Consider the following 25,162-nt stretch of genomic DNA (forward strand, 5'->3'; position numbering starts at 1 on the left):
AAATTAATGTGGTAATTCGCGTTGTCTAACGGCTTCAAAAATAAGAATTCCAGCAGCAACAGAAACATTCATTGAATCTATTACACCTTGCATGGGAATAATGATATTTTGCGTTGATGCTTTTAGCCATTCTTCGGTTAGTCCTGTAGCTTCTGTGCCAACAACAATTGCTGAAGGCTTAGTGTAATTTTGTGAAGTATAATTTTCAGAAGCTTGAAGCGCTGCACAAAAGATTGCAATACTATTTGATTGTAGATAATTAATGATGTCTTCTGAAGTTCCAGTTGCAATTGGGTTAGTAAACACACAACCAACGCTAGATCGTATAATATTAGGATTATACAAATCACTTTTTGGGTTGGCAATAATAACAGCATCGACGTTTGCTGCATCAGCAGTTCTTAATAGAGCTCCAACGTTTCCAGGTTTTTCAGGTGCTTCGGTAACTAATATTAAAGGATTTGTATTATTAAAGTTCAATTCTGAAAGTGTATGATCTTTAGATAGAGCAACTGCAATAACACCTTCTGTGGTATCTCTATGCGCTATTTTTTGATAAACCTCTTTTGAGATTTCTATAACATCTGTTGTATATTTTGATAAGGATTCAGCCTCACTTTTAGAACATAAATCAGGATTGAATAATAGTGTTTCAATAGTATAACCACCTTTTATAGCTAAGGATAATTCGCGCTTACCTTCGATTAAAAAAGTACCAGATTGTTTACGTGTTTTAGATTTTTCTTTGAGCTGAATTAATTGCTTTATTAAGGGGTTTTGTTTACTAGTAATTACTTTATTCATGAAAAGAAATATATCTTTATTAGGTAACAAAAAGATTTTTGCTGTAACTTGTTACAAAGGTAAGTAACTGAATTAATAAAATGTACTAACTTTTTTTACCAAATATTAAGACTTACGTATTAAAAAAGATTATTTTATATTGTTAAATATAAAAATGCCTTTCATGAAATTAAAACTACTTTTTGTTGGTATTATATTATGTATTTATAGCCAATCTACAGCGCAAATTGCTAATCAGCCACCAAACATTCAAGTTTGTGAAGATGTTGACAATTCTTGGGAAGTAACTGGTTTTGCCACATTTGATTTAACAATAAATGAAGATATTATAACAGATGGTAATACAACAAGTGTTTTTGTTAGATATTTTGAGACACAAGAAGATGCTAATAATTTTACAAATAGCATTGTTGCGCCATGGGATTATGAGAGTAATAGCACAACAATCTATGTTAGAGTAAGCGAATCAGGAACCGCAAATTTTGCAACGACTTCATTTTTTATACAGGTATTAGAGCCACCATTTGCTAGCGATACGGAGCATATTGTTTGTGATGAAGATGGTGTATCAGATGGTATTACTACTTTAAATACAGAGGAGATTAATACATGGCCTTCAGATATTGATGCGATCTTTTATTTTACAGAAGAGGATGCTGAAAATGAAACAAATGCTATACCTCAATTCTTTCAGAACTTAGTTCCAAACAACGATATCATTTACTATAGGATTAATGAAGGCATATGCTATGATATTGCTTCTGTTTACTTGAATATCAATACGTTTCCAGATGTAGATCCTATTACACCTTATGAAGTTTGTGAAGCTAATTCGGATGGAATAGCTTTATTTTATTTAGATTCTAAAATACCTGAAATTTCTCAGAATGGCGATTATTTTATTACGTTTTATGAAACTTTAGAATTGGCAGAAAATGGTTCTTTTAATGATCGTCTTCCTTCTGAATATGAGAATATTTCCAATCCGCAAACTATATATGCTAGAGTTTTTAATACTGGAGGATGTGTTAGCATATTTCCTTTTGATTTAGTAGTTAATGATGCTATAACTCCAGAGATCAATACTATTCCAACACAATCATTTTGTCCTACAGAATTAGGCCCTGTAGATTTAACAACCTACGAAGCACAATTGGTAGACGATGCAAGCAACTTAACAATCACCTATTACACAGATGTTTTAGAGTTAATTTCAGCGACTAATCCTATTGCTGACCCAACTAATTTTCCTTTAACCCTTGAACCCATCGAGGTTTTTATTAGAATAGACGATGATTTGTCTGAGTGTTATAGTATTACAAGTATAGACTTTAATTTTAATGCACCTTGCGAGGTGTCTTGCAGTGAAGCTTTTGATGTTACTTTTTGTCAACCTGCCAACGATATGTTCTTCACATTTTCTAGCGTTGATGGATCGCCTTTAACTTTAGAAATTGTAGAAGGCACTATTTATACGTTTGGTTCTAATTCTGGTTATATTATTGTTAAGGATTCTGATGGCACCGAGTTATATAACGGTTCAGGCACACCAACTGCAACAAATCATATAAGTGATTTGGCAGGGTTGGTATTTCAATCTACAGGTAGTTTGCTAACCTTTGAATTTTATTCCGATTTGAATCGATGTGACCAAGATCCAGAAATAAATATACCTTTAGACATTAATGTGTATTGCAGTGAAGATGTTGGGTTGATTCAGCTAAGTGCGTTTTTAGATGAAAATACGAATGGCGTATTTGATAATACAGAATCAAATTATACACGTGGAACTTTTATTTATGAAAAAAATGGAGATGGAAATGAAGTACAAATTACGTCATCCACAGGAGAAGGTACTATTGTCTCAAATAATGCTTCAGATACGTATGAAATAGCTTATGAGTTGTTTCCAGATAATGAAAATTGCTTTGATATAACTACTGCTAGCTTTAGTAATATTAGCGTAGATACAGGTAATACAATATCTGTTGATTTCCCTGTAACTGAAATTATAAGTTGCGAGGACTTGTCTTTAAATCTAATTAATTCTCAAGAGCCACCTAGACCAGGATTTACGTATAAGAATTTTATCATTTTAGCTAATGAAGGCACCTCAGATATTGCTAGTGGTACCATAGAATTTGTTAGAGACCCATTCCTGCAATCTCTTATTGTAAATACCAATAATCCTGGCTATTCTACGGTTAATACAGGAACAGGTTTTACTTTAAATTTCACAAATTTACAAGCGGGATCTGAGGCGTTAATAGAAGTAGTGATGACCTGTTCACCTTCAGTAGATTTAGGAACAATTGTTGAAAATACAGTGAGCTATATTACAGATGGAAATGATGCCAATAGTGATAATAACTCCTCTAGTTTATCTGAAGAAGTTATAGGCTCTTATGATCCTAACGATAAAATGGAATCTCATGGCCCAAGAATCATATATGATGACTTTCTTAATTCAGACGAGTGGTTGTATTATACTATACGCTTTCAAAATTTAGGAACTGCAGATGCCATTTTTATTAGAATAGAAGATGAATTAAATGCTCAATTAGATGAAGATACTTTTCAGATGATTCGTTCCAGCCATGATTACACAGTGACAAGAACAGGAACTAGCTTAGAGTGGTTTTTTGATCAAATATTCTTACCAGCAGAACAAGATGATGAAGAAGGCAGTCATGGTTATGTCTATTTCAAAATAAAACCAAAATCAGGTTATGCAATTGGAGATATTATACCTAATACTGCGTCTATATATTTCGATTTTAATGAAGCTGTAGTTACAAATATGTATGAAAGTGAATTTGTAGAAGATCCGCTTTCTATTAATGAGTTTAGTGCTTTAGATTTTTCGTTTTATCCTAATCCTGCAAGTACTATTCTTAATTTAGAATTTAGCACAGAAGATCATAAAAGTATTGATATTATTGATATACAAGGAAAACGCGTGTTATCAAATACAACAAATCTAAGATCAAAAAAGATCAATATCTCACAATTAGAAAAAGGTATGTATTTTTTGCAAGTTACTGCTAATACTAATAGAATAACCCGAAAGTTAATATTAGAATAAGAGCATATAAAAACTTTATATAATACTTAAAATTACGTTTTGTAATTTATCAAACTTATTTTCGTCAAATAGCAAAAAATAATATACCATGAGAAGAGTACTTTCTTTATTTAGCCTTTTACTAGTAATTACATCGTGTAAAGATAAACCAGTTCAATCTCCTGTTGATTATAAAGAAGAACCTGCTGAAATTACAACAAGCATATATCCTGAAACTATTAGTAAAATAATGAAAGCACATGGAGGATTAGATGCATGGACAAAAGCAAATACTCTTGTGTTTGCCATGGAGAATCCTGAAGGTATAGAGACGACCACAACCGACTTAAAATCTAGAAAATCTTTAATTGAAACTGAAGCTTTTAAAATAGGTTTTGATGGAACTAACGTTTGGTTAGATCAAGACACAGAAGTCTATAAAGGCAATCCTAAATTTTACTATAACCTTATGTTCTATTTCTATGCGATGCCCTTTGTACTGGCAGATGATGGAATTACTTATACAGAAACTGAACCTTTGGTTTTTGAAGGTAAATCGTATCCAGGAATTAATATTTCTTATGGTGAAGGTGTTGGTGAATCTCCAGACGATGAGTATGTTTTGTATTACAATCCAGAAACCTATAAAATGGAATGGTTAGGTTATACAGTCACTTATTTTAGTAAAGAAAAAAGTAAAGATTGGCATTTTATAAAATATCATGAATGGGAAACTCTCCAAGGATTAAAATTACCTAAAACCTTGCAATGGTATAATAATGATGGTTTTGAGATAAAGGATATGCGCAATGCTGCTGAATTTATAAACACAAGTGTTAACGTAAATGCTAATGATGATATGTTTTATGCTAAACCTGAACGTGCAAAAATTATAGAGTAATTATGGGATTAATCAATAAACTATTTGGGACTTCGAGTGCCTCAGCCACCAATAAAGAAGAAAAAGTGTTGCCTTGGATAGCATTAACCACCATTGGGCAATTGTCTTCAATAGAAGAGAAGTCTAAAACAAAAACTCAGGTAATTTTTAAGCATTCTACACGTTGCGGAATTAGTAGAATGGTCATGAATCAGTTTACTGCTGCTTACAATTTAGAAGATGCTAATGTAGACTTGTATTATTTAGATTTATTAAGCTACAGAGAAGTATCTAATGAAGTAGGTTATAAATTTCAAGTGATGCACCAGTCGCCACAACTCCTTATTATTAAAAATGGTGTTACGGTTGCTCATGCCTCGCATGGTGCTATCAATGAAATAGATTTACAGCGTTTTAATTAGTATTTAGTAAAAGTTTTAACAAAAGCTACTTTAATAAAAACTCCCAATATAATTTGGGAGTTTTTTATATACTATGTATAAAGTCGTTAATAAGTAGTTATAAGTATTGTATTTAAACTATTGATATACAGGTTTTAAAAAGCTAACTTCGCTTAACTAGCGATAACATCAATTTAAAACTGAAGTTATCTAAGTATCGTGTTTAATTTAACAAACCAAGAAAATGAGTAATAAAATTTTTGATGTAGAAGAATTTGAAAATCTTAATGGACCGCAAATCCAACAATTAGGAAACACTATATATCAAAGATTTGCCCAAAAAAGAAATTATTATCACCAATCTCGAAATAGCCAATTTGTTAGCCCTCAAGATTGGGATGAACTTAATAAAGTGATTACTGAATTTGATACAAAATTCAATAATTGGAATAGGACTTGGGGAAATACTTCAAGACAACAAAACTCACAAGCTTTTATAAATTATTTCAATCAAATTCTTCCAGAATATGAAAAGATGGATGAGATAATTGAAAAAGTTCGCCCAAAATATGAGCATAGTGAACCAGTTGAAGAACTTAAGCAGGAAATATTGGCTAAAGTTGATTCTGACTTGGCAAATTTAGCCAACAACTTTGAACTTCAAATATCAGAAGGAATTCAGAATCTAATTGATTTGAAGGCTGAATATAAACTGCAAGACACTTTTGCTGTATCTGTAAAAAAAGAAAAAGATGCTGCTAATACTGAACGAAAAATATATCTTGGTTTGTTTATTGCATCAGTATTTCTAATACCTACTTTCTTATTAATATCCTTCACAGTAGACAAACTAAATGCTTTGGACATATCACTTCAATGGTCAGTTAGAATTACTATATCAGTTACATTGGGATTGCTCTCACTTTTCTTCTTCAATCAATATAGAGTGAGCAGACTGATTTTATTGAAATACACACACCTAAACAATTTCATTGGTGGAGGAGCAACTTTTATCTCAGAACTTATTGGACTGAATGAAGACTCGAAAAGAGATGTCAATAAAAAATTAGCAAATATGTTTATCGAAATTGATGACTTAATGAATAGCATAAGGAGAAGTAAACATCCAAGTGAGAAAGCTATGGATTCTGCTAATAAATTAATTGATTCAGTAACTAAAGGAGCTACTGAAATAACAAAAGCCGTTAAATAAAAAAACTAAACACAACAATAGCTATAAGTAATTACTTGTTCTCGCCTACTTTGGAAATTCCGAAGGAATTTCCAACTTGGTGTGTACTTGCAAAGTTAAGTACTAAACCACGCAACTACTCATAGCCGAGACCGTTAAGCGAAACTCAAAAAATAAACTCCCAAGCTGTCTTGGGAGCTTTTATACTTAGCCATTAAAGCTATAGCTGTTTAAGATCTGTTTGAGTTGGCGTTTTATATCTTCTCCAGTATCAAACACCATTTGCTCATTACTTGGAAAACGAATAGGTCTTTGCCTAATGAGTTTTCTATCAATTTGCTGTAAAGCACGTCTGTCTCCACGAACAGTGGCATACCTGTTTTCAAAAATAAACTGGCTGTCTATTGGAAAACGTTCTAATACTTGGTTTGTTTTTAAATCTTCATAAACAACTCTAGCAATAACCTGAGTTGCTTTATGCTGGTTAAACTTAAATAAACGTGCTTTGGCAGTAATAATCTTATCTACTTTTACATCATTACCAAGGCTATCCTTTACAACATTACCATTATCATCTAATAGGTATTCCCAACCATCTATTACTTGTCTTTGGCGCAACACTTGTTGCTCAAAGATGCGTTCTGGAGATATGTTAATGCGTTGTAATTTTAGTTGCATGGCATAGTCATAGACTTTGTCGTCATTAGTATTAGCATGATACACAGTCCAAAAATCGTTTAGACCATAAGTATCAAAATCTAATAGCTCTTGTTCTAAGCGTTGTGGTAGTATTTGATTGGTCTCATTGACTATAGAAACATGCACGTAATCTGTTCCTTTTTCATGAGCTTCTGTAATAAGCGCTCTAACGTCTTCAAAATTAGGGTTTATACCTTCTACATAAGAGAAGATAGCATGTGCTTCTCTAGCCAAGTATTTATCAACGTCGTCTAAAAGCGTAATGCCTTTATCCATTAAATAGTCAGAGGCTTTAAATCTATAATTTACGATGTCTTGCGTTATGTCTTTAAACTCTAAATTGATGTATTTGTTACCTAACTTTAAAGGTAATACTGGTTTAATGGCATTTTGGCGCGCTTCCATATCTAAATAGATATTAAAAATACGCTTGTAATGTTCTGGATTGCCATCTTTTTCTAAGTGTGCTATAGTTTGTAAATCTTCTGCTACAACTTTGTAATAGGCATCTTGTAGCATGTTTACATACACTTGTTTACGCTTCTTGTCCTTATTGCGCTCTAATTTTTTTAAAGCGTTAGTAATGGCTTGATCGTAGTTTCCAGAATGTAATTGTTTTTCAATTTGTTTCTTTCCAACACATGATACAAGCACAGAAAGGACAACTAAAAGGAGTACTGTTTTTTTCATCTGTTTTTGTATTTATGAGTTACTATGAAAGATGATTTTCAAAGGTCGTGCCAAAACTACTGAATGTATTTTTTTATAATGCACTAATAGCATATTAGAGTGGTGTGTAGTCTATAACTGAAACTAATAAGAATTTACAAAGAGTGTTGCTAGCAAATTGTAATGCTAGTTTTGGGTTAAATAGTTGTATTAATTACAAAAGGCATTCTAAACCAAGAATGCCTTTTGTGTCTGTTAAAAGATTAGGTACACTATTAAAAAAAGGACTATATAAAAGCCTATTAAAAATAATTCAAGCTTATTCTTTTTTAGATATTCAATCATCTATTAAAGCTTGATTAATTTTTTAATCACTTTTCCTTGATTAGAGTGTATTACTATAAAATATACACCAGATTTTAAATCACTTGCATTATATGATGAAATAGGGTTAGGAATATCTTTAACAAATTTCCCATTAGTATCAAAAAATTCTATTAGAGTTATGTGCTGTCTGCCTTCAATTATAAAGCTATCTTCTACAGGATTTGGGATTATTGTATAATTAAATACAGTTTGTTCTAATGGAATTGATAGTGTTGGATCTAAATATCTCCATAGTTCTCTTCCATTAATGCCATCGTCTGCATGAAATAGTAGGTTATTATTTATTACTATGAGACCCTCTGGTGAGCTTGAGTTTGATGTGTTAATATTATCTACAAGCTCCGTTCCTGCTGTTGTTCCATCAGTGCTCCATAATTCTATACCATTTGTATCATCTTCAGCAGTAAAATATAAAATGCTATTGTAAATACTAAATCCTTCTGGATTACTAGAGCTTATTCCGGTATTTATATCTGCAGCCAAATTAACTCCAAAAATGCTACCATCTGTAGACCATAACTCTCTTCCGTTTTGTCCATTATCAGCTGTAAAATAGAGTTTTCCGTTAAATGGGAAAAAATTTTCAGGAGATCCATTTGTTGCTCCAGGATTTACATCTTTGTGTAAGATAATAGATTCTGTAGTGGTCATGTAATACAATTCTGTACCATTTGTTGAGGATGTTGCAGAAAAATAAAGTCTATTCCCCCAAACTGTTAGGTTTCTTGGAATACTTCCAGATGATCCAGATAATAAATCTGCAACTAAATATGTACCAGCAGAAGTACCATCTGTAGCCCAGAGCTCTCTACCGTTTATACCATCATTAGCTGTAAAGTAAAGTTTGTTATTAAACACTACTAGATTTTGTGGTGTACTATTTGCTGTAGCTGAGGTTGTATTAATATCTAAAACTAACTCTTCTGCATAAGAACTATTTAGTTTGTACAGTTCAATACCTTTATTCTGAACACCTATTTTATAAGACCTGAAATATAATTCGTTATTGAATACAATTAATTCTTCAGGATTGATTAATGTGGTTGTGTTGGGTACAAAATCTGTTCCTGAATTGGTTCCGTTAGTTTTTGTCAGTTGTCTGCCGTTAGTATTATCAGAAGTAAAAAACAGTTCTCCATTAAATGCAATAAAATTATCAGGATTTGAATTTAAGCTAGAACCTGCTCGTATATCTTTAACTAATACAGTACCAGAATTTGTTCCATTAGTTTTCCAGAGTTCTCTTCCTTCATTGGCTGAAGTGGCAGCAAAGAAAACCTCATTAGTCCCACCAAAATGAAAAAAATTACTGGGATTAGAGTTGCTAAACCCAGCATTTATATCTTTCAATAAAATAGTTCCAGAAGTTGTGCCATCAGAAACATATAACTCGAATCCAAAGTTTTGATCTAAACCTTCAAATAAGATCATGTTATTGAATGGTTGAAATTCACTATTAGTAGTTATTGATCCAATACCAGCAATTGGTATAATATCTTTTACCAAGGAAGTTTGGGAATATAAGATAGTGTTTACGAATAAAAATGTAATAAGTAGTTTTTGTTTCATGGTTATTTATTTTTGATTTGGATTTAAATCTCTTATTTAATCATACAATCCCTATTGATTTAATGAAAACTGGTATCAACTATTTATTTTGACTAAATTTTTAGTTTTTTGAGACTTGTATAGGTAAACTTAATTGAAGGTTAGTTTTTCTTGATAACTGGTATTATTTATTGATTAAATGGAATTTAAATCTTAAGTGATATCTGATTATTACACTATATTTAAGCAAGTTTTTGTTTTGATACGTTTAGTTTTACTCTTTGTTTTAGTTTTTGAAAGTTTCCTTTTTTCTCAGAACCCTTATCATGTAAAATATGATATAGGAGATGGTCTACCGACTTCTAATGTCTATTGTGTATTTGAAGATAGTAAAGGTTATATCTGGTTTGGAACTGATGTTGGTGTGCTAAAGTTTGATGGTTATAGTTTTAAACATTACACTACAGATGATGGCCTTTCTGACAATGAAGTTTTTAGGCTTTATGAAGACTCTCTCAATCGTATTTGGTTTATAACGCTTAACGGAAAGTTATCATTCTTTAAGAATGATAACTTTTATAATTCCGAAAATAAAGAAATCTTAAACGAGGCATTACTTTTCGGAATGATTACCGATATTTTTGAATACAAGAATTCTATTAAAGTATTGTATAGAAATGGACGTATTTTATCTTTTAATATTGAACTAGATACTTTTAAAACCCAATTCTTAAAATCTTCAGTTTATGGATACTGGATTGATAGTACTAGTATTTATTATCTGACTTTGGAAAGTATTTTAAGCGAGTCAAAGGCTTTGATTCATTCCATTAAAGATGCGCGTAATTCTTCTCAAGGGTATAGAACTGTAGAGCATCTTGGAGAGTTTATTTTTAGTAGTAAAGGAACGTTATTTTCCTTTGATAAAACAGGTGTTAAAGAATACCTTTCTTTAGATGGCGAAGATATCATACACTTATCATCAATTAATGATACTCTCTACATAGGTACCAGGTCAGGTTTGTATGTAAAAGAAGCAAATAAAGATTTGGAGAGTTATTTTAAGGATAACTCAATAGCTTACATCATTAAAGATTCTCAGAATAATTTTTGGGTTTCAACTTTATATAGTGGAATTATATTTATTCCTAGTTTTGATATAAAGCTTAATAATTTTTCAAAGGAAGAAATCAAAATAAATAGCCTAGAAAAGGGTGAAGATCAAAATCTATGGTTAGGCTCAGATAGTGGACTCATTAGACTTAACACTAATCATAAGAACTCATCAAATGTTTTTTCAACTATTTCATACAATAAGATTAATAAAGTTAGGAGTTTTAAAGACAAGATTTATGCAGTAGGTGACAGCAAAACTCTTATTGTTAACGCCTCTTTAACTAAAGAATTTAGTTTTGGTGCTAATGATTTCTATTATGATGATAAAGAATATTTTGTATCCTCTTCATCAGTTTTAAAGTTTAAAGAAGCTGAACTTGTTACATTTCCTGAAATAAGAAATACTAATAGTATTAGTTCTAAAAATTTGAGTAAGTATACAATTCTAAAAAAAAGAACTAATGTTATATCTAAATACAAAAACAATAAAATATTATTAGGTACTAGCTATGGGTTATATAGTTTTTATAAAGACTCAATCTCTCAAATAGGAAAAAATTTTATAGAGCTAAACTCTTCCATATTAGATATTCATTACGTTTCAGATAAGGATATTGTTGTTGTTGCAACAAATTCTCAAGGTATAACAATTCTAGAAAACAATACTGTCAAATATCAATTCTCAAAGAAAGATGGACTATTAAGTAATGCTTGTTTTAGTATTGAACCTTACTCTAATGGATATTTGATTGGCTCTAATAAAGGTCTTGATTATATAGAGTTTGATGACAGTACAAAAAGTATTACTAATTTGAATTATCATTATGCTCTTAAAACTGACAGAGTAAACGACATAGAAGTAATAGATTCTACAATATATCTTGCTACTAACAAAGGGTTAATTTCCTTTAAAAAGGATATAGTATCTAGAGTGGCAAACAAGCCTATCTTAGATATTAATACTATCTTAATTAATGGAAATAAAGAACAAGACTTAACTAATTTAAAACCTTTTCAGAATAATTTGAGTATAAGATTTACCGGTATTTCGTTTTCAGATTATGGTGAGTTAAAATATCAATATAGAATTAATGACAAGTCCTGGAATTTTATTGAAACACGTTATTTAGAAATTAAGAATTTATCATCAGGGAAACATAAAATATGCCTAAGAGTTAAGGGGAATGAAAATATTTGGAGTGATGAAAAAGTAGTAGTATTAAAAATTAGTAAACCTTTCTGGGAGTCAATTGTTTTTCTTGTAATGGTTTCAATAGTGTCGATATTACTCATTTATTACTTTATTAGTAAGCGTATAAGATCAATGCAAAATCGTTTCACTATAGAACATAGTTTATTAAAAGAGCAGCAAGAAAAAATACTTTTAGAAAAACAAATAGCTCAAATAGAGCAAAAGTCTCTGAGGATGCAGATGAATCCTCATTTCATTTTTAACGCTTTAAATACTATAAAAGGATATTATTCTCAAGGTAACATAAATGAAGCAAATAAATACATATCTAAATTTTCTAGACTTTTACGACTTATTTTAGAAAGTAATACAGCTCTAATTCCCTTAGAGCAAGAGGTAGAAATGTTAGAGCTATATATTAAGCTTATTAGTTTGCGTTATGATAGTGTTTTTAGTTACAGAATTACAATATGTGATTCTTTAAAAGAAGAGGATTATGGTATACCACCATTGCTTTTACAGCCTATAGTTGAAAATGCCATCATTCATGGATTAGCTCCAAATCCTAATAATAAAGGCGTTTTAGATATTTCTTTTAAAACTAAAAATGATAAACTAATATGTGTAGTGCAAGATAATGGGATTGGAATTTGTGAGTCAAAAAAACGACAAAAAGTAGCACATAAATCTAAAGCCTTAACTATTACAAAAGAGCGTGTAACATTATTAAATGAATCTTTTTCACAAGATAATTTTGAGATATGTCAACTAAAAAAAACCAGTGGTACTTTAGTTACAATTAAAATACCATTACTAAAACTTTGGTAAAATGAGAGTAGTAATAATAGAGGACGAAATCCAAGCCGTAAGGGCTTTAGAATATGAAATTAAAACATATTGTAAGGCTATAGAAATTTGTGGTAATGCAGATACAATAGAAAGTGCTATTAATCTAATAACAAAAGAGGAACCAGAGCTTATATTTCTAGACGTACAATTAAAAGATGGTAATGGTTTTGAAATATTACAAAAAATAGAACATCAAAATTTTAAAGTAATATTCACAACAGCCTACAGTGAGTATGCATTAAATGCCATTAAGATGAGTGCATTAGATTATCTATTAAAGCCTGTTGACACTGAAGAGTTACTATTAGCAATTGAAAAAGCCAAAAAAGAATTATTAAGTGAAAATAAGATAAAATTAGAAAATTTTATAAAAAATCAAACCCAGAACCCTCTACGCAATAAAATTGCTATTAAAACATCTAAAGGAATTCATATTTATAAACTAGATTCTATAATTAGAATACAATCAGAAGGTAATTATTCAGCATTATATTTTGATAATGGTAAAAAAGAGATTGTAGCAAAAGTTTTAAAAGATTTCGAGCAATTTTTGGTTAATTTTGGTTTTGTAAGAATCCACCATTCACATATAATTAATTTGGCACATTTAAAAAGTTATGTTAGTAAAGATGGAGGTTATGTTATATTAAACAATAAATCTACATTGCCAGTTTCAAAACGAAAAAAGACAACTCTGTTAAGCCTTTTGAATGGACTAAATAACTAGAATATAAGATTAATAATTAATATTATTTATTTGACTTTTTATCAAATAATCAATTATGTTTCCTAATAAAAACGCATTATTTCATCCTTTAAAGGTTACAACTGAGATGGTTTTACCAGAACAGTTTACATTTCCGTTTTATTATGAACCACATGAGCTATCCATTAATGCTGCAAGACAAGTACAGGCCTACTTAGAAAGTCAAACAGACTTTAATCATAATTTTGGTTTAAATGCCAACGAAGAAGGCTTACCAATAGGAAAAATGTTTGGTGTTATGATTGTTCAAGATGAAACTGGTACTATTGGTTATTTAGCCGCTTTCTCGGGAAAATTAGCAGAACGTAATGATATTTCTGGATTCGTTCCACCATTATATAATAATCTAGATAAAGAAGGATTTTATAAAAAAGGCGAAGCACATTTAAATAAATTAAACAGCGATATTGAAGCACTAGAGTCTAATCCTGAAATAGAATTTTTAAAATCTCAATTGGAATCTGCTAAATCTCAATTTGATAATAATTTAAAGGCATTTAAGATTAAGATAAAAGAGGAAAAGGCTATAAGAAAACAAAAACGTGAAGAGGCAAAGCAAACCTTAACATTACCTGAATTTGAAGCGTTAAATAAAGATCTTAGCCAACAAAGTATTTATTATCATTTTAGATTGCGAGATTTAAAACGAGAAGGTGAGGAGCACATAAAACAAGCTGAAGTTAGTTTGGATAAATTACTACAACCCATTAAAGCTTTAAAAGAGGAACGTAAAACCTTATCAAATACTCTACAAAAGCAATTACATCAGCAATATCGATTTCTTAATGCAAACGGTGAAACAAAAGATTTATTAGATGTTTTTGAAAATACTAAACTTCCTCAACCACCAGCAGGATCAGGTGAGTGTGCTGCACCAAAATTGTTTCAGTATGCTTATAAAAATAGTTTAAAACCTATAGCTATGGCTGAATTTTGGTGGGGAATTTCGCCAAAATCTCAAGTACGAAAGCATAAGCAGTTTTACCCATCATGTCGTGGAAAATGTGAGCCTATTTTAGGCCATATGATGACAGGATTAAACGTGGAAGAGAATCCGATTACTAAAGTCATAAATTTTGATCAGCAGTTAGATATTATTTATGAAGATGATTATCTATTATTGGTTAATAAGCCACACGAGTTTTTATCTGTTCCTGGAATACATATCGAAGATTCAGTGTTGACTAGGATGAAAGCCTATTTACCCAATGCAACAGGTCCTTTATTGTTACATCGATTAGATATGTCTACTTCTGGATTATTATTGGTAGCAAAAAATGCAAGAACACATAAAAAGCTACAGAAGCAGTTTATAGATAGAACGGTAAAAAAGCGTTATATCGCTATTTTAGATGGAGAAATTAATAGAGATCAAGGAATAATCGATTTACCTTTACGTGTAGACCTAGATCATAGACCACAGCAACTCGTGTGTTATGATCATGGTAAACCAGCAACAACAAAGTTTAAGGTAATTTCTATTAATAACAACAAAACCAGAATTCATTTTTATCCCGTTACTGGTCGTACGCACCAATTACGTGTACATGCAGCGCATACTAATGGTTTAAAAACGCCTATATTTGGAGACGATTTGTATGGCACTAAAGCAGACCGATTATATTTGCATGCAGAATCACTTACGTTTATGCATCCTGTAACAAAAAAAATGGTGACGTTTACTGCAGATGTTTCTTTTTAGGTAGATAAATTATATCTGTTTTTTCATTACATTTATGTGATAATCTTCTTACATACTAAAAAACTAATGAGAAAACTAATACTATTAATTTTTTGTGTATTTTCTATTCATCTATTCGGACAAGAAATAACTGATGTTGAATCATGGGAAAAGATATTTAAGAAAGGTGTCCAAATGACTGACGCAAGAAATTTTTCTGCTGCTCTGCCTTTTACAAAATTAGCTTATGATAGTGCAAATAATTACTTTGATGAGGTTGATGAAAACTATCTTGAGAGCCTTCATTATTATGGTATATGTTTGTATATGAGTGGTGATATTAAAAGTGCTGAGCCACTGATGGAATTGGATTTAAAACTCACAGAAAAGCATAAAGGTAAAGACCATAATGATTATGGAGAACGCTTAAATAATATTGGATTACTATACCAAAATACTGGCAAGTATAAAGAAGCAGAATTTGTTCTGACTGAAGCCTTAAAGAATAGAGAAACGATTCATGGAAAACAACATGAAGAATATTCAACTACTTTAAGCAATTTAGGTTCTTTATATGTAAAAATGAGACAATATGAAAAGGCTTTAACTATGCTTAAAGAAGCTTTAGCAATTGTAGAAAATCGCTTAGGTAAAAGTGATTATAACTATATTATTCAATCTGGTAATGTTGCAGTTACTTTTCAACAAATGGGAAAATATAATGAGGCTTTACCTCTTTTTTTAAACTGTAGAGATTTTGTAAATGAACGTTCAGGTAAGAAGAATATTAATTTTATTGTATATACCATAAATATTGGCCTAATGCATTATTTTCTTAATGATTATAAATCATCAATTAAGGAATGTAATTTGGCATTAGAAATAATTGCTGAGCTTGGAGGTAAAAAAAACTATTATTATGGTTTGGCTTCCTCAAATTTAGCAATGAATTATTCTGCTCTTCAAGATTATGAAAGAGCTATAGAGTTATATTTAGAGAGTAAGCTTATCTTGGAAAAATCATCGAAGAAATCGGTGGATTATGGAATTCTTTTAGCCAATATTGGTCAAACATATTTACAATCTGGAGACTATCAAAATGCTTTAAAGTATATGGAATTATCTTTAAAACATTTTGAGGAAAACATTGGTGTAGATAATGATGCTTACGGAACATTATTAGCTAATTTAACCATAATTTATGGTTACTTTGGTGATTATGATACTGCTTTAAAAACAGGTAAAAATGCAGTTAAACTTATTGAGGAGAACATAGGTAAAAACAATGATCAGTATTGTAAAGCTATTAATAATCTAGGTCAAATTTATGCTGAGCTTGATGATTATGATAAAGCCATAGATTTAGCAAACGATGCTTATGAAATATATGATAGCCTTTTTGAAGATGATAACCATGTAAAAGGAAAGTACCTTCAAAACATAGCTTTTTTGCATAATTACAAAGGCGATACAAATACAGCTATAGAAGTTATTCAAAATGCTATAGGGTTTTATAATAATTCTTCAGAAGAAGGTAAAATTGATCATGCAATTGCGCTAAACAATTTAGCTTCTTTTTATTCTTCAATTAATGATATTGATAAAAGTTTAGAAACGTTTAATGATGCTTTAGAATTAATTTCAGATTTTGCTAATCCCAAAAGCATAATCTATAAAGATTTGCAAACAAATTATGGTCTTACTTTATTAAAGAACAATGATTTTGAAGAAGCAATAAAATTTATTGCAACCGCAAACAACAATAATATTTCTATTTTGGAGAATATTTTTAAGTTCCGAAGTGAAATAGAAAAAAAGAAGTATTTAAAAACACTTGCTGCTGATTTTGATAATATTTCTTCAGCATATATTAGACATGATTCTAAAAAAGTAAAACCTCTTATCGGTATATCTCTCAATAACGAACTTTTATTAAAAGGTGTATTGCTAAATGCATCTAAGAATACATTATCACAATTATTAGCTTTAGAAGATTCTTTAATTGATAAAAAGATCTTTGATTATAGAGCGGTTAAGGCCGAGATAAGTAAACAATATAGCCTGTCACCTATTGATAGATATAAAAGTATTGATAGTTTATATCAAGTTAAAGAAATACAAGAGTCAGATTTGGTTCAACTCTATTCAGATAAATTTAATGACAAAATTAGTTTCGGTAAAGATTGGAAATCAATTAGAGATAAATTAAATAGACGAGAAGTTGCGGTTGAGTTTTCTCACTTTAAATATAGATATGGTAATGTCCTAACAGATTCTGTGCTCTATGCAGCATATATTATAAAGCCAAATACAAAAGAACCAATATTAGTCTCGCTTTTTGAAGAAGAAGAATTAGAACGATTAATTAATAAGTCAAATAAGACTGATTTATATATTAAAAATAATTTGTACAATTTAATTTGGGAACCTCTGGAAAGACATATAAAAAAATCAGACATTGTATATTATTCACCTTCCGGAATATTAAATCAAATTCAATTTTCAGCTATTTCTAATGGTAAAAAATCTTTAAGTGAATTATATAATCTTGTTCAGGTTTCTAGTTGCTCAAAAATAGTTAAGGGTTTGTCTATGATAGAAGCAAATGATGCTATGTTTTTTGGAGGAATAAACTATGATCCTTATGATTATGAAGAAACACAGAGCGAAGAAGTAATTACAGATCCTTTTAATTTAAAGGTTTCAGATTCATTATTTTCTAGCCTTAGAGGCACAAAAACTAGAGGGGAAAACTGGGATTATTTACCTGCTACTTTAAAAGAAATACAAAATTTACAAGAGCTTTTAACAGAGGATGGAAAAACCTCAAAGGTCTTTACGCAATATGATGCTTCCGAGAAAAATTTTAAATTATTGTCTGGTAAAAGCCCTAAAATATTGCATATAGCTACACATGGATTTTTTTATGAAAATTTGGAAAATAGAACAAATAATGAATTCTCGTTCGATTTAAATACTGAAGATCAATATAGGTTATATAAAGACCCACTTTTACGATCTGGATTAATTCTATCTGGAGCCAATAAAGCTTGGAAAAATGGAGTTAGCCCTAATAGTATTGAAGATGGCATTTTAACTGCTCTAGAAATTTCAAATTTAGATTTATCAAATACAGAAGTTGTTGTTTTAAGTGCATGCGAAACAGGTTTAGGTGATATAAATGGTAGTGAAGGCGTTTATGGCTTACAGCGTGCTTTTAAAATGGCTGGAGTAGACATTTTAATTATGAGCTTATGGAAAGTCCCAGATAATGAGACTGCTGAATTTATGACACTATTTTATTCAAATTGGTTAGAGACCGATAATATTAGGTTAGCGTTTAATAATGCACAACAGGTATTACAAAATAAATATAGGAATGAACCAGTGAAATGGGCTGGTTTTATTCTACTAGAATAGCCTTTTGATTAAAAACAAATCTTAAAATCTAGACACAAAATAGATTTAAGGTTTTCTTTTTTAAAACCTAATTTTAATAGGTCCTGAGATAATGTTATTATTTCTTTAGATGTACCTTTAGTATCTTCTACAGATAATAATGTAAATGAGTTTTTTGGTAAATCATTTATGGTACTAGAATAGGCAGTTTCTGTAATACACCAATGGTATGTTTCTCCTTTTTTAAGAAGCTTATTATCTAGAAGAAGTGAGAGCTTAGTACTAGGAGTACCTAAAGTTAATAGTACCTCATTACTAGAATCTAATAACACAAAATAATAATTCTTTTCTTTGCCATCAATGGGTTGCCACTCAAAATTTAATTCAGCTCCTAAAATTAAACTATTATGAGATGGAAATTGTAATAGTATATCTTCATCACCTCTATAAACCACACCACTGCCATTGGTATCTGAAGCCATAGTATTGGTGATTTCTTTCCAGAAATATGAAAAGTATTTTTTTACTGTAGAAGAGTTGTCTTTTACCTTAGGTAATTTAGATAATTCTTCTAATGTTAGTTGGCCAGTATTTATCACTCTGGTTATTTCGCCTTCTTTGTTTATTAAAGTAACTTCATCCTTAGGCTGCATTACAAGGGTTGTTTTATTATCAATAATAGTCCCTTTTGTTAAGGTTTTAATAGAATCATTTACTTCAATATAGGGCTCGCCAGAAATGGTATGAGCTACTAATCTCTTCTGTGAATAGACCCATTGTAACTGCACTAGAGAAAGTAATACTATAAAAATGAGATTTTTTATTTTAAATAGGTTTTCCATTTTCGTTTTGTGTTTATATACCTAGTTAAGTGTTTGTAGTATTTAAAATATCCTCCTGCAAGTATTACGCCAATAATAATAATTGCAAACGGAAATACGATTTTGTATCTAAATAGAAATAGAGATACTGAAAATAGTGTTATGGCAAAAATTAATTGAAATAGTTGTTTTCTAGTACGATAACTAACTTTATATGTCTTACTTAGTTTCATGTAGTACATGGTAGTAAAAAATATACTTAAAAACGTGATGATGTAAGTCCAAAAATTACTTACTCTAAATATGAGATCATTAGTAATTAGGGAGTTTGTAATATTGGCATGAATTGTTACGCCATACATATCCTTATCCGTTTTGCCTGCAGAATATTTATTTAGTGGAGTAAAATGTTTGTCTTCAATATCATAGACATTTCCGGTTGGAGTTCCTAAATAACCCATTATTACAATTTTATCCTTTAAAATGTCTTTTTTTTCGTAAACATTGAAATCCTTAAAATCTAAATGAAGAAAATCATCATAGTGTCCATAATATGTGATATACTGAGTTTGCTTTAATCTTTCTTTAAGCTTATATTTTTTCCATTTTTTACCTAGATGTTTTTTAGCAAGTAGCGCACTAAAAGCCATTAATTTTTCCCCATTAATTTCGGTAATGCCTTCAAACTCTCTTTTAACACTGGTTTGGGTTGTATCTGAATTAAAGGTTGTATTACCATGATTACTAGTTTTGCCTTTAAAAAAAGGGTGACTGTACTCAATTTTACCATTATAGGTTTTGCATGATGTTATTACTTTTTCATGCTTTAATAAGTCAGATAATTTGGCATCTGTTTCAAAATCGTCTTTTAAATCTTTTAATATAATATCAAATCCAACAGCACTCGGATCTGCTTTTAAAATTTGTTGAAGAACTTCAGCGATCTCTGTTCTACTTTTATCCTCTACATTTACTAATATTATGTCATTTATTACTATGGATTGGTCATTATAAAAACCTTCTGAATAAAAAATATCAAGAAAACTAAAGTCTTTAAACGCTTTATGTAAAGGATTAAACCAACGAATATTAAAAAAAGCTAGTGATAAAATAAGTAGTATAACCGAAGTTAATAGTGTAGAAAGGAAGGCATCCCTTATTAATAACTTGGTCTTTTTCTTCATAAATATTTGAAAATTAATTCAATAACTCATAATGTAAGTAGAGATTTTGTAGACTTTGTTACAATATGATTTTACTAGTTATTTTTTCCAAATAGGTAATAATTGAGTTTTTACCTGTCCAAAACCAATACGTACATCATCATTTTCACAGTAACCTCGCATTACTACGGTGTCATAATCATTAATGAACTTACGTTCTGTACCATCTTTTAATTTTATTGGTTTAGTACCTTTCCAAGACAATTCCAGCATAGAGCCATAAGAGTCTTCTGTTGGACCAGATATGGTTCCGCTTCCCATCATATCACCAGAATTAACAGGACATCCATTAACCGTATGATGCGCTAATTGTTGAGACATGTTCCAATACATGTACTTAAAGTTAGATTTACAAACTGTAGTTTCTTTTCCACCTTTAGGAATGATTCCTGCCTCTAGATGAATATCAAAACTCTTCTTACCTTTAGTTTGAAGATAAGGTAGTGGTTTTGGATCTTGTTTTGGGCTTTCTACTCTAAAGGGTTCTAAGGCATCTAAAGTTACAATCCAAGGTGAAATTGACGACGCAAAATTCTTACCTAAAAACGGACCCAATGGTACGTATTCCCATTTTTGTATATCACGTGCTGACCAATCGTTAAACACCACTAGTCCAAAGATATATTCTTCAGCTTCTTCAACAGGAATAGGCTCTCCTAAATCATTAGCATCTGTGGTGATAAAAGCCATTTCTAATTCAAAGTCTACTAACTTACTTGGTCCAAAAACTGGCTTGTCGGCACCTTCTGGTAAGGTTTGACCTTGTGGTCTATGAATAGGCATATGAGTAGTAATAATTGAAGAACTTCTGCCATGATAACCAACAGGTAAGTGCAGCCAGTTTGGCATTAAGGCATTATCAGCACCTCTAAACATAGTGCCAACATTTGTTGCGTGTTCTTTACTTGCATAAAAATCAGTATAATCACCAACAAGAACAGGCATTTGCATTTCAATTTCATCCAATCTAAAGCAAATGATCTCCTTATGCTTAGTATTATTTTTCAAAGTATCATTATTAGCATCAAAAATTTCAGCTATGCGATTTCTTACTGCTCTCCATGTTTGTCTACCATCAGCAATAAAATCATTTAACGAATCCTGTAGAAATATATCATCAGTTAAAGGAATACCATCAAAATAACCTAACTGGTGGAGTGCACCAAGATCAATGGCTGTATCACCAATACGTGTTCCTATAGTTATAATATCTTCTCTAGTAAGGAAAACACCAAAAGGAATATTCTGAATTGGAAAATCTGAATACTTGTTAACGTATAACCAAGATGTTCTATTTGGATTATTGGCAGATAATGGCATGGTTTAGCTGTTGATTAAATGTTTATAATTTTATTTCAAAACTGCTTATTCGCAATTCTGGAACTAATGTATTTATTATTTTTGAAAAACTTTTCTTTAAACTAAAAAAATGCAACGAGACGAACAGATTTTTGAACTCATACAAGCCGAAAGAGAACGCCAAATTGAAGGTATAGAATTAATTGCATCTGAAAACTTTGTTAGTAAACAAGTTATGGAAGCTGCAGGTTCTGTCCTTACTAATAAGTATGCTGAGGGATATCCTGGTAAGCGTTATTATGGAGGTTGTGAAGTTGTTGATGAAGTAGAGCAAATAGCAATAGATAGAGCAAAGGCCTTGTTCGGTGCTGCTTATGCTAACGTACAACCTCATTCTGGCAGCCAAGCCAATACTGCTGTATTTTCTGTATGCTTAAAACCTGGTGACACTATTTTAGGATTCGATTTGTCTCATGGAGGTCATTTAACTCACGGTTCTCCTGTTAACTTTTCTGGTAAATTATACAAGCCTACTTTTTATGGTGTTCAAAAAGAAACTGGTAGAATTGACTACAACAATATTTCTGATATTGCGCAAAAAGAGCAACCTAAAATGATTATTGCTGGTGCTTCAGCCTATTCTAGAGATATAGATTTTGAAAAGTTTAGAGCGATTGCTGATAATGTTGGTGCCTTGTTATTGGCAGATATTTCACATCCTTCTGGTTTAATTGCTAAAGGATTACTTAATGATCCATTACCACATTGTCATGTTGTGACTACGACTACACATAAAACACTTAGAGGACCAAGAGGTGGACTCATTATGATGGGAGAAAATTTTGAAAACCCGTTTGGTATTAGACTTAAAAATGGTAACCTAAGAAAAATGTCTGGATTATTAGACTCTGGTGTATTCCCTGGAAATCAAGGAGGTCCACTGGAGCATATCATTGCTGCTAAAGCTATTGCCTTCGGAGAAGCCTTAGAAGATGATTTTATGCATTATATTTTACAGGTTCAGAAGAATGCTCAGGCTATGGCAAAAGCTTTTGTAGATAAAGATTACCATATTATTTCAGGTGGTACTGATAATCATATGATGCTTATCGACTTACGTAACAAAAATATTACTGGTAAAGCTGCTGAAGAAGCTTTAGGTAAAGCAGATATTACAGTCAATAAAAACATGGTACCTTTTGATGATAAGAGTCCATTTGTAACATCTGGTATCAGAATAGGTACTCCAGCCATAACCACCAGAGGGTTAAAGGAAAATGATATGGAAAGTATCGTTGCTTTAATTGATGAAGCACTTACGAACTATGTAAACGACAATAAGCTAGAAGCCATTGCTGAAAAAGTGAATACCATGATGAGCAACAGACCATTATTTGCCTACTAATTAGTTGTTTATGTTGTTCCAAAACGCATCTTTGTAGGTTGCGCCAATTGGTATGTATTCGCCTTTGATAACAATTCTGTTGCGTTCAATAAATTCTATATGTTCTAAGCTAATGATGTAGGATTTATGAACTCTAATAAATTTACTTTTTGGTAAGCTTTGTTCAAAGTCCTTCATGTTTTGTAAGGTCAGTACTTTTCCATCTTTGGTTTGTATGGCTACATAATCACTTAAGCCTTTTAAATACAGAATTTCAGAGAAGAAAATCTTTTGATGCCTATACTCCGTTTTTACAAATAGATAATCTTTTTTAGTTTCTACTTCAGCAGTGTTATTTTTCTCCTGTACTTTTTCTACAGCCTTTAAAAAACGTTGAAAAGTTATTGGTTTAAGTAAATAATCCACTGCATTTAATTCATAGCTTTCTAAGGCATATTCAGAATAGGCTGTTGTAAAAATGACTTTAACATCTGGACTTATTATTTTTTTAAATTCAACACCTGTAATTTCTGGCATCTGTATGTCCAAGAATAGTAAATCAACTGGTTCTTCGCGTAAAATTTTAAGTGCATCTAATGGGTTGTTGTAAGCACCTTTGAGTGTTAAATCCTCAATTTTAGAGACATAAGATTCTAGCAAACTAACAGCCAAAGGTTCATCATCAATAATAATACAGGTCATCTTGGTAATTCTATTTGTGCCTTAAATATAGCATTATCTGAGTTACAAGAAAAGGTATGCTCATTTGGATAGAGTAGTTCTAAACGTTTCTGAAGGTTATCTAAACCTAAACCTCCAACACTATCTTTTTTCTTATCTTCGATTTCATTAATAACAGTATAGCTCAGCTGTTTGTTGTTTAAACTTACAGTAATTTCTATGGGTTGAGTTTCACTATGTAATTTTCCATGTTTAAATGCGTTTTCAACAAATGGTAGTAGTATAAATTGTGGAATCTTGATAGGTTTAGTTATGCCTTCAACCTTCAAATCAATATTAGGTTTTGTCTTATGTCTTAAACTTTCTAGTTCTATAAAGTTTCGTATTTGTGAGATTTCATCATCTAAAGGTACTTCTGTTTTAGTATTATATAATGAATAGCGAAGCAATAGCGATAATTTCTCTATAGCGTTTAAGGCATTATCAGAATTGGTATGTACTAAGGCATAAATATTATTTAAGGTATTAAACAAAAAATGTGGATTGGTTTGTGAGCGTAATAAGTCTAACTCCATTTTTTGGTTTTCTAACTGAAGTTGCGCTGTACTCTCGTCTTTAAATTTGGAATACTGCCAGAAATAGAAGATAATGCCTAAAGCACAATACTGAAAAACGTAATAAAAATTATCCAGAAAATAATATATCAGCGAGACATCCTCTCTGTAGTTGCCAAAGCCAAAAACAAATCTGTAAAACTTTTCTTCAATAAGAAATCGTAGTGCCACAATTATTACAAGACAAGGCAGAATAATTAAGATATTGTTCCAAAAAGGTTTTTTATTATGCCATCTGTAAAATACAGAATAGGAGCAGAGCGCGTACAAAAAGAAAATGATGCCTACAGAAAAAGTTAGTGCTAGTATTCTTGGTTGAAAATGGTATTCTAAAGCTTTAGAAATAGAATCTGCCTCAATGATCTCGGCAATAACATCTGTGACGAGATAATAGATTATAAACCAAACACTAAGTCTTTTTATATTAAATTTCATACTAGCGAAACTAAGAAAATATTAGCCTTGTTTTTAATGGTATCTGTGAACTTACCCT

The 25,162-nt window shown here is 30.8% G+C and carries 17 protein-coding genes; 9 read left to right on the plus strand and 8 right to left on the minus strand.

Annotated elements, in window-relative coordinates:
• Positions 1-3 precede the first annotated feature (3 nt).
• Entirely contained in the window at positions 4-804 is an 801-nt protein-coding gene (locus tag RM697_RS02785) for a TrmH family RNA methyltransferase (protein WP_311426321.1), read from the minus strand.
• 163 nt (positions 805-967) lie between these two features.
• Between RM697_RS02785 and RM697_RS02790 the strand changes: the two genes are divergently transcribed.
• The 4 genes from RM697_RS02790 to RM697_RS02805 all read left to right on the plus strand — a co-directional run bounded on the left by RM697_RS02790 (position 968) and on the right by RM697_RS02805 (position 6,362).
• Entirely contained in the window at positions 968-3,889 is a 2,922-nt protein-coding gene (locus tag RM697_RS02790) for a T9SS type A sorting domain-containing protein (protein ID WP_311426322.1), read from the plus strand.
• 88 nt (positions 3,890-3,977) lie between these two features.
• The gene (locus RM697_RS02795) at positions 3,978-4,769 is read left to right on the plus strand and encodes a DUF6503 family protein (RefSeq protein ID WP_311426323.1); all 792 of its coding nucleotides are present in this window, start codon (positions 3,978-3,980) and stop codon (positions 4,767-4,769) included.
• A gap of 2 nt (positions 4,770-4,771) precedes the next feature.
• Entirely contained in the window at positions 4,772-5,170 is a 399-nt protein-coding gene (ytxJ, locus tag RM697_RS02800) for a bacillithiol system redox-active protein YtxJ (RefSeq protein ID WP_311426324.1), read from the plus strand.
• A gap of 223 nt (positions 5,171-5,393) precedes the next feature.
• Positions 5,394-6,362: a hypothetical protein gene (locus RM697_RS02805; protein WP_311426325.1), complete on the plus strand. Its 969-nt coding sequence runs from the start codon at positions 5,394-5,396 to the stop codon at positions 6,360-6,362.
• Positions 6,363-6,548: 186 nt separating this feature from the next.
• On the opposite strand, the gene RM697_RS02810 is transcribed toward RM697_RS02805, so the two are convergent.
• Positions 6,549-7,730, minus strand: a complete 1,182-nt coding sequence (locus tag RM697_RS02810; RefSeq protein ID WP_311426326.1) for a hypothetical protein — start codon at positions 7,728-7,730, stop codon at positions 6,549-6,551.
• Positions 7,731-8,057: 327 nt separating this feature from the next.
• On the minus strand, positions 8,058-9,665 hold the full coding sequence (locus RM697_RS02815) for an ELWxxDGT repeat protein (protein ID WP_311426327.1): 1,608 nt from the start codon (positions 9,663-9,665) through the stop codon (positions 8,058-8,060).
• Positions 9,666-9,903: 238 nt separating this feature from the next.
• Between RM697_RS02815 and RM697_RS02820 the strand changes: the two genes are divergently transcribed.
• From RM697_RS02820 to RM697_RS02835, 4 genes are all read left to right on the plus strand, one after another.
• On the plus strand, positions 9,904-12,780 hold the full coding sequence (locus RM697_RS02820; protein WP_311426328.1) for a sensor histidine kinase: 2,877 nt from the start codon (positions 9,904-9,906) through the stop codon (positions 12,778-12,780).
• Between the two features lies 1 nt (position 12,781).
• Positions 12,782-13,528: a LytR/AlgR family response regulator transcription factor gene (locus tag RM697_RS02825; RefSeq protein WP_311426329.1), complete on the plus strand. Its 747-nt coding sequence runs from the start codon at positions 12,782-12,784 to the stop codon at positions 13,526-13,528.
• Positions 13,529-13,583: 55 nt separating this feature from the next.
• A complete protein-coding gene (locus RM697_RS02830; protein WP_311426330.1) occupies positions 13,584-15,269 on the plus strand; it encodes an RluA family pseudouridine synthase in 1,686 nt (561 codons plus the stop codon).
• Between the two features lie 66 nt (positions 15,270-15,335).
• On the plus strand, positions 15,336-18,668 hold the full coding sequence (locus RM697_RS02835; protein WP_311426331.1) for a tetratricopeptide repeat protein: 3,333 nt from the start codon (positions 15,336-15,338) through the stop codon (positions 18,666-18,668).
• Between the two features lie 8 nt (positions 18,669-18,676).
• Here the strand turns inward: RM697_RS02835 and RM697_RS02840 are convergent, their stop codons facing one another.
• From RM697_RS02840 to fahA, 3 genes are all read right to left on the minus strand, one after another.
• Positions 18,677-19,489 carry a hypothetical protein gene (locus RM697_RS02840; protein ID WP_311426332.1) on the minus strand — a complete coding sequence of 271 codons (813 nt, stop codon included), beginning with the start codon at positions 19,487-19,489 and terminating at the stop codon, positions 18,677-18,679.
• The gene (locus RM697_RS02845) at positions 19,468-20,652 is read right to left on the minus strand and encodes a CHASE2 domain-containing protein (RefSeq protein ID WP_311426333.1); all 1,185 of its coding nucleotides are present in this window, start codon (positions 20,650-20,652) and stop codon (positions 19,468-19,470) included. Before RM697_RS02845 ends, RM697_RS02840 begins: the two co-directional genes overlap by 22 nt.
• Positions 20,653-20,730: 78 nt before the next feature.
• On the minus strand, positions 20,731-22,011 hold the full coding sequence (fahA, locus tag RM697_RS02850) for a fumarylacetoacetase (RefSeq protein WP_311426334.1): 1,281 nt from the start codon (positions 22,009-22,011) through the stop codon (positions 20,731-20,733).
• A 109-nt stretch (positions 22,012-22,120) separates the two neighbouring features.
• Here fahA and glyA point away from each other — a divergent pair, with 109 nt between their 5' ends.
• Positions 22,121-23,395 carry a serine hydroxymethyltransferase gene (glyA, locus tag RM697_RS02855; RefSeq protein WP_311426335.1) on the plus strand — a complete coding sequence of 425 codons (1,275 nt, stop codon included), beginning with the start codon at positions 22,121-22,123 and terminating at the stop codon, positions 23,393-23,395.
• Here the strand turns inward: glyA and RM697_RS02860 are convergent, their stop codons facing one another.
• Positions 23,396-24,076, minus strand: coding sequence for a LytR/AlgR family response regulator transcription factor (locus RM697_RS02860; protein WP_311426336.1), 681 nt, complete (start codon positions 24,074-24,076; stop codon positions 23,396-23,398). It lies immediately after the preceding gene.
• Positions 24,073-25,104: a sensor histidine kinase gene (locus tag RM697_RS02865; RefSeq protein WP_311426337.1), complete on the minus strand. Its 1,032-nt coding sequence runs from the start codon at positions 25,102-25,104 to the stop codon at positions 24,073-24,075. The genes RM697_RS02860 and RM697_RS02865 overlap by 4 nt, the downstream gene beginning before the upstream one ends.
• Positions 25,105-25,162: the final 58 nt, after the last annotated feature.

The sequence above is a fragment of the Microcosmobacter mediterraneus genome (genome assembly GCF_031846265.1).
Lineage (GTDB): Bacteria > Bacteroidota > Bacteroidia > Flavobacteriales > Flavobacteriaceae > Microcosmobacter > Microcosmobacter mediterraneus.

Excerpts from the sequence above, each read along its gene's own strand:
- RM697_RS02785 (WP_311426321.1), bottom strand. The coding sequence starts at position 804 with ATGAATAAAGTAATTACTAGTAAACAAAACCCCTTAATAAAGCAATTA.
- RM697_RS02790 (WP_311426322.1), top strand. The coding sequence starts at position 968 with ATGAAATTAAAACTACTTTTTGTTGGTATTATATTATGTATTTATAGC.
- RM697_RS02795 (WP_311426323.1), top strand. The coding sequence starts at position 3,978 with ATGAGAAGAGTACTTTCTTTATTTAGCCTTTTACTAGTAATTACATCG.
- ytxJ (WP_311426324.1), top strand. The coding sequence starts at position 4,772 with ATGGGATTAATCAATAAACTATTTGGGACTTCGAGTGCCTCAGCCACC.
- RM697_RS02805 (WP_311426325.1), top strand. The coding sequence starts at position 5,394 with ATGAGTAATAAAATTTTTGATGTAGAAGAATTTGAAAATCTTAATGGA.
- RM697_RS02810 (WP_311426326.1), bottom strand. The coding sequence starts at position 7,730 with ATGAAAAAAACAGTACTCCTTTTAGTTGTCCTTTCTGTGCTTGTATCA.
- RM697_RS02815 (WP_311426327.1), bottom strand. The coding sequence starts at position 9,665 with ATGAAACAAAAACTACTTATTACATTTTTATTCGTAAACACTATCTTA.
- RM697_RS02825 (WP_311426329.1), top strand. The coding sequence starts at position 12,782 with ATGAGAGTAGTAATAATAGAGGACGAAATCCAAGCCGTAAGGGCTTTA.
- RM697_RS02830 (WP_311426330.1), top strand. The coding sequence starts at position 13,584 with ATGTTTCCTAATAAAAACGCATTATTTCATCCTTTAAAGGTTACAACT.
- RM697_RS02835 (WP_311426331.1), top strand. The coding sequence starts at position 15,336 with ATGAGAAAACTAATACTATTAATTTTTTGTGTATTTTCTATTCATCTA.
- RM697_RS02840 (WP_311426332.1), bottom strand. The coding sequence starts at position 19,489 with ATGGAAAACCTATTTAAAATAAAAAATCTCATTTTTATAGTATTACTT.
- RM697_RS02845 (WP_311426333.1), bottom strand. The coding sequence starts at position 20,652 with ATGAAGAAAAAGACCAAGTTATTAATAAGGGATGCCTTCCTTTCTACA.
- fahA (WP_311426334.1), bottom strand. The coding sequence starts at position 22,011 with ATGCCATTATCTGCCAATAATCCAAATAGAACATCTTGGTTATACGTT.
- glyA (WP_311426335.1), top strand. The coding sequence starts at position 22,121 with ATGCAACGAGACGAACAGATTTTTGAACTCATACAAGCCGAAAGAGAA.
- RM697_RS02860 (WP_311426336.1), bottom strand. The coding sequence starts at position 24,076 with ATGACCTGTATTATTATTGATGATGAACCTTTGGCTGTTAGTTTGCTA.
- RM697_RS02865 (WP_311426337.1), bottom strand. The coding sequence starts at position 25,104 with ATGAAATTTAATATAAAAAGACTTAGTGTTTGGTTTATAATCTATTAT.